This is a genomic window from Microbacterium sp. K36 (assembly GCF_004794355.1).
In the GTDB taxonomy this organism is placed as follows: domain Bacteria; phylum Actinomycetota; class Actinomycetes; order Actinomycetales; family Microbacteriaceae; genus Microbacterium; species Microbacterium paraoxydans_D.
In genome coordinates, this window is the sequence record NZ_SSDN01000022.1 from 20,956 (window position 1) to 27,120 (window position 6,165).

Below are 6,165 nucleotides of genomic sequence, written 5' to 3' on the forward strand. Positions count from 1 at the left end.
ACGACGATGGGACCCCCCTATGTCCGAGCAGTCCGCCCCCGCCCTCACCCCCGAGGACGAAGCCCGCGCCGCCCACGCGAAGAAGCGCGCCGGCCGCAGTGCCGTCATCGGCGCCATCTTCCTCATGGCGACGAGCGCCATCGGTCCGGGCTTCATCACCCAGACCGCGACGTTCACCGCTCAGATGGGGGCCGCGTTCGCGTTCGCCATCCTCGTGTCGATCCTCGTCGACATCGCGGTGCAGCTGAACATCTGGCGCATGATCACCTCGTCCGGCAAGCGCGCCGGCGAGCTCGCCAACAGCGCCATCCCCTACTCCGGCCACGTCATCGCCGTCCTCGTCGTCATCGGCGGGCTCGCGTTCAACATCGGCAACATCGCCGGTGGCGGCCTGGGGCTGAACGCCCTCCTCGGCATCGATCCGAAGCTCGGCGGCGCGCTCACGGCGGCCCTCGCGATCGTCATCTTCCTCGTGAAGAAGGCCGGCAAGGTGATGGACGTCGTCCTCATCATCCTCGGCGTCGGCATGATCGTGATGACCCTCGTCGTCGCCCTCATCGCCCAGCCGCCCATCGGCGACGCGCTGCGGCAGACCTTCGTGCCCGACCAGCTCAACTTCGCCACCATCACGACGATCGTCGGCGGCACGGTCGGCGGCTACATCACCTACTCCGGCGCCCACCGCTACCTCGACTCCGGCCACGTGGGCCCGCAGTACGCGAAGCCCGTCATGCGCGCCGCCGCCAACGGCATCCTGGTCACCGGCATCATGCGCTACGTGCTGTTCCTCGCGATCCTCGGCGTGGTGGCCTCCGGCGTGGCGCTCGACCTCTCCTCGCAGGCCGCCAACCCGGCCGGGCAGGCGTTCGGTGCGGTGCTCGGCGACGCCGGTCTGCGGATCTTCGGCGCGATCTTCTGGGCCGCCGCGATCAGCTCGGTCATCGGCGCCGCGTACACCTCGGCGACCTTCCTCTCGACGTTCACCGCCAAGCTCCGCGGGGGCTGGCCGCTGCAGCTCGCCACCGTCGCGTTCATCGTCGTGTCGCTGGCGGTCTACCTGGCGATCGGCACCGCCCCGGCCGCGATCCTCGTCTTCGTCGGCGGCTTCAACGGCCTGATCCTCCCCATCGGCCTGACGGTGTTCATGTACATCGGCTGGTTCCGCCGCGATCTGCTCGGCGACCGGAAGTACCCGATGTGGCTGCTCATCGCGGGCACCGTCGTGACCGCCCTCACCTGGTACATGGGCGCCGTCTCGATCGGCCCCATCTTCGCCTTCCTCGGAATCGGAGCGTGACATGGCGACCATCGACCTGAACTCGGACCTCGGCGAGAACGTCCCCGACCGGATCGTCAGCGACGACGCGAGCATGCTCGAGATCGTCACCAGCGCGAACGTGTCGTGCGGGTTCCACGCGGGCAGCCCGAAGGGCATCCGGGAGACCCTGGCCGCGGCCGTCGCCGGCGGCGTCGTGATCGGCGCCCACCCCGGGTACCGCGACTACGAGAACTTCGGGCGCACGAAGGTCGACATCGACTCGGCCACGCTGCAGGCGCACGTGGAGTACCAGCTCGGTGCGCTCCTCGGGCTCACCGCGGCGGTCGGCGGGCGGGTCTCCTACGTCAAGCCGCACGGGGCGCTCTACAACACCATCGCCCGCGACGAGCGGCAGTCGAAGGATGTCGTGGCGGCCATCAAGGCGATCGACCCCTCGCTCGTGCTGCTCGGCCTCGCCGGCGGCGTCGTGCTCGACGTCGCCGAACGGGCCGGACTCGCGGTCGCGGCGGAGGCCTTCGCCGATCGCGCGTACCAGCCGGACGGTCAGCTCGTCTCGCGAACCGAGGAGGGGGCCGTGCTGCACGACCCCACCGCGGTGGCCGAGCGGATGGTGCGCCTGGCCGCGGACGGCGTGATCCGGGCGATCGACGGCACCGACGTGGCCGTGTCCGCGCAATCGATCTGCGTGCACGGCGACAGCCCGGGCTCGGTGGCGATGGCCGCGGAGACGAAGCGCCTGCTGCAGGCGGAGGGCATCACCATCGCCCCGTTCACCGGAGCCTGACATGACCGTGCTCGCGACTCCCACCCAGCTCGCCGACGCCCGCGCCGCCCGTGCGGCGCACCGGGCCGGCCACTCCGCGCCGACCAGCGGCGTCGCCCCGGGGCTCACCCAGGCGAACCTCATCGCGGTGCCCGCGGACTGGGCCTTCGAGACCCTCCTCTACGCGCAGCGCAACCCGAAGCCCTGCCCCGTCCTCGAGGTGATCGAGCAGGGGGAGGTGGAGTCGCGGCTCGCGCCGGGCAGCGACATCCGGACCGACATCGGGCGGTACCGCATCTGGCGGGACGGCGCGCTCGTCGAGGAGGTGTCCGACGCGACGGCGGCGTGGGACGAGCATCCCGACCTCGTCGCCTTCCTCATCGGCTGCAGCTTCACGTTCGAGACGGGGCTCGTCGAGGCAGGGATCCCGATCCGTCATCAGGAGCTCGGGCGCAACGTCCCGATGTACCGCACGGCGGTGGACTGCACCCCGGCCGGACGGCTGCGCGGCGAGATGGTGGTCTCGATGCGACCGATCCCCGCGGACCGCGTGGCCGATGCCGTGCAGATCTCCGGGCGCACCCCGGCGGTGCACGGCGCGCCCGTGCACGTCGGCGACCCTGCCGCCCTCGGCATCGCGGACGTGATGGTGCCCGACTTCGGCGACGCCCCCGAGATCCGCCCCGGCGAGATCCCGGTGTTCTGGGCGTGCGGCGTGACCCCGCAGGCGGCGATCATGGCGTCGAAGCCGCCGTTCGCCGTCACCCACGCCCCGGGCTACATGTTCGTCACCGATGTCCCGGATGCGGAGTACCGGGTCTGATGCGCATCCTCACGGCCTCCGACAGCGCGCTGCTCGTCGAGGCGGACGACCTCGAGCAGGCCATGCGGCTGAACCTCGCATGGAGCGACGCACCCGGCGTGCTCGAGCGCATCCCCGGCGCCCGCACGGTGCTCGTGCGCTTCGATCCGCACCGCACCTCCGCCGCCGCGCTGGCCGAGGCGCTGGCCTCGACGGAGGTCGACGCCGCGGCGCTGCCCGATGCGGGCGAGGTCACCATCCCGGTCCGCTACGACGGGGAGGATCTGGACGAGGCGGCCGCGCTCCTCGACGTCTCGGCGGAGGAGCTGGTGGCCCGTCACCTCGCCGCCGACTGGCGCGTGGCCTTCTCCGGCTTCGCTCCCGGCTTCGGCTATGCCGTGAGCGGTGACCCCCTCTTCGACGTGCCGCGGCGGTCGTCGCCCCGCACCCGGGTGCCCGCCGGCTCCGTCGCGCTCGCCGGGGCGTTCAGCGGCGTGTATCCGCGGGAGAGCCCCGGCGGCTGGCAGCTCATCGGCCGGACCGCCCTGGAGATGTGGGACATCGACCGCGACCCGCCGGCTCTGCTCGCCCCGGGCCGCCGCGTGCGCTTCGTGCGTGCGGAGCGGGAGTCGGTCGCGGCGTCGCCGGCATCGGCCGACGCGACGCGGGTGGCCCGTCGCGGGGACGGTCCGGCGGTCGAGGTCGTGCGATCCTCGCTGCAGCTCCTCGTGCAGGACGCGGGTCGCCCCGGCTTCGCGGCGCTGGGTGTCTCGGCCTCCGGCGTCGCCGACCGCGTCGCGATGCGCGCGGCGAACCGGGCCGTGGGCAACTCGCCGACGGCGGCCGTGCTGGAGAGCGTCGGCGGGGTCGCCCTGCGCTTCCACGGCGCGGGCGCGGCCGCCGTCACCGGGGCCACGGGCTCGCTCACGCTCACCGACGCCGACGGCATCGAGCGCACGCTCCTCCCCGGGGTGCCGTTCGCGACCGTCGACGGTGACGAACTCACCCTGGGCCATCCCGAGCGCGGTCTCCGGTCCGTGATCGCCGTCCGCGGCGGCTTCGCTCCGGCGGCGGCGCTCGACAGCCGCGCGACCGACACGCTCGCCGGGCTGGGGCCCGCGCCGCTGGCCGCCGGCGATCTCCTTCCGATCGGGGATGCCGCCGTGGCCGCCGTCGAGCCGGACCCGGTGCCGCGCGCACTTCCCGCAGCCGGGGAGCTGGTCGCGCTGGAGATCACGCTCGGCCCGCGCGACGACTGGTTCACGCCCGCCGGCGTCGAGGCGCTCACCGCGCAGGAGTGGACGGTCACGCCGCGCTCCGACCGGGTGGGCATCCGGCTGCACGGCGACGTGCCCCTGGAACGGGCGGTCGGCGGCGAGCTGCCGAGCGAAGGTGCCGTGACCGGGGCCATCCAGGTGCCGCCGGACGGTCAGCCCGTGCTCTTCCTCCCCGATCATCCGCTCACCGGCGGCTATCCCATCATCGGTGCCCTCACCGATCGCAGCCTCGACCTCGCCGCTCAGCTCCCGCCGGGCGTGCGGGTGCGCTTCACCGTCAAGGAGACCTCATGACCTCTGTGCTGATCGCCAACCGCGGCGAGATCGCGGTCCGCGTGATCCGCGCGTGCGCCGAGGCCGGCTACACGTCGGTCGCCGTCTACGCCGATCAGGACGCGGATGCCCTGCACGTGCGACTCGCGGACGAGGCGATCGGCCTCGGCGGCGACACCGCGGCGACGACGTACCTGTCGGTCGAGGCGCTGATCGACGCGGCCCGCCGCAGCGGCGCCGACGCCGTGCACCCGGGCTACGGCTTCCTCTCCGAGAGCGCCGCGTTCGCGCGCGCCGTCGAGGACGCCGGACTCGTCTGGATCGGACCCTCGCCGGAGAGCATCGACGCGCTGGGCGACAAGATGACCGCGCGCAGGATCGCGCAGCGCGTGGGGGCTCCGCTCGCCGCGGGCACGGATCAGCCGCTGTCCGGGCCGCAGGAGGCGGTGGCGTTCGCCGAGGAGCACGGCCTGCCCATCGCGATCAAGGCCGCGTTCGGTGGGGGAGGTCGAGGGCTCAAGGTCGTCCGCGAGCTGGCCGAGGTCGCCGACGCGTTCGACGCGGCCACCCGCGAGGCGACCGCCGCGTTCGGTCGCGGGGAGTGCTTCGTGGAGCGCTTCCTGGAGAGCCCGCGGCACATCGAGGTGCAGGTGCTCGGCGACGGGCGCGGCGGCGTGGTCGTCGTGGGCGACCGCGACTGCTCGATGCAGCGCCGCAACCAGAAGCTCATCGAGGAGGCGCCCGCGCCCGGTCTCACGGAGGCGCAGCGGGCGGCTTTCCATGACGCGGCGCGGGCGATCTGCGCCGAGGTGCAGTACCGCGGCGCCGGCACGGTCGAGTTCCTCCTCGCCGCGGACGGCACGATCTCGTTCCTCGAGGTGAACACCCGGCTGCAGGTCGAGCACCCCGTGACCGAGGAGGTCACCGGGACCGACCTCGTCCGCGAGCAGTTCCGCATCGCTTTCGGCGAGGGGCCGTCGTTCACCGAGACCCCGGCGCCGACCGGGCATGCGTTCGAGTTCCGCATCAACGCCGAGGACCCCGGCCGCGGGTTCCTGCCCAGCCCCGGACGGGTGGACAGCCTGCGCATCCCCGGTGGACCCGGCGTGCGGTGGGACAGCGGCATCGAGGCCGGAGACACCGTGCAGCCCGCGTTCGACTCGATGATCGCGAAGCTCATCGTGCACGCGGACACCCGTGACGCGGCTCTCGTGCGGGCGCGTCGGGCGCTGCGCGAGCTCGCCGTCGAGGGTCCGGCGACCGTGATCCCGTTCGACCTCCGCGCCATCGACGACCCCGCGTTCGCGACCGCGACCTTCGCCGTGCACACCCAGTGGATCGAGACCGTGCTGCTCCCCGTGCTGGAGGCGCAGCCGCGCCCCGCCGTGGCCCCGGTCTCCGGGCTGCAGCGGTTCCCGGTGGAGATCGACGGCCGCCGCGTGATGCTCGGTCTGCCCGCGGAGCTGCTGGCGGGCATCGGTCGTCCGGCGGGAGAGGTCGCAGCAGCCGTGCCGGCGGCGGATCCCTCCGAGCTCCGGGCCCCCGCGCCGGGCACACTCGTCCGCTGGCTCGTCGACGACGGGGCCGTGGTCGCCGAGGGAGACCCGGTGGCTGTGCTCGACGCGATGAAGATGGAGACCACGGTCACCGCGCACCGCGCCGGCACCCTCACCCCGCGCGCCGACACCGGCGCGACCCTCTCCGCCGACGCCCTCCTCGCCACGATCGCCTGACCCCCGTCTCGTCCCCGTCCCCGCCCGCGCCCCCCGCC

The 6,165-nt window shown here is 73.4% G+C and carries 5 protein-coding genes; all 5 read left to right on the forward strand.

Annotation, left to right across the window (positions count from 1 at the left end; translation table 11 throughout):
- Positions 1 to 19: 19 nt before the first annotated feature.
- Genes DW296_RS00910 through DW296_RS00930 form a run of 5 tightly spaced genes read left to right on the forward strand, consistent with a single transcriptional unit; the run spans position 20 to position 6,127 of the window.
- Positions 20 to 1,297 carry an NRAMP family divalent metal transporter gene (locus tag DW296_RS00910; protein ID WP_136050691.1) on the forward strand — a complete coding sequence of 426 codons (1,278 nt, stop codon included), beginning with the start codon at positions 20 to 22 and terminating at the stop codon, positions 1,295 to 1,297.
- A gap of 1 nt (position 1,298) precedes the next feature.
- On the forward strand, positions 1,299 to 2,063 hold the full coding sequence (locus tag DW296_RS00915; protein ID WP_136050692.1) for a LamB/YcsF family protein: 765 nt from the start codon (positions 1,299 to 1,301) through the stop codon (positions 2,061 to 2,063).
- 1 nt (position 2,064) lies between these two features.
- Entirely contained in the window at positions 2,065 to 2,865 is an 801-nt protein-coding gene (locus DW296_RS00920; RefSeq protein WP_136050693.1) for a putative hydro-lyase, read from the forward strand.
- A complete protein-coding gene (locus DW296_RS00925) occupies positions 2,865 to 4,415 on the forward strand; it encodes a 5-oxoprolinase subunit B/C family protein (protein WP_136050694.1) in 1,551 nt (516 codons plus the stop codon). The genes DW296_RS00920 and DW296_RS00925 overlap by 1 nt, the downstream gene beginning before the upstream one ends.
- Complete coding sequence (locus DW296_RS00930) at positions 4,412 to 6,127, forward strand: acetyl/propionyl/methylcrotonyl-CoA carboxylase subunit alpha (protein ID WP_136050695.1); 1,716 nt, start codon at positions 4,412 to 4,414, stop codon at positions 6,125 to 6,127. The genes DW296_RS00925 and DW296_RS00930 overlap by 4 nt, the downstream gene beginning before the upstream one ends.
- Positions 6,128 to 6,165: the final 38 nt, after the last annotated feature.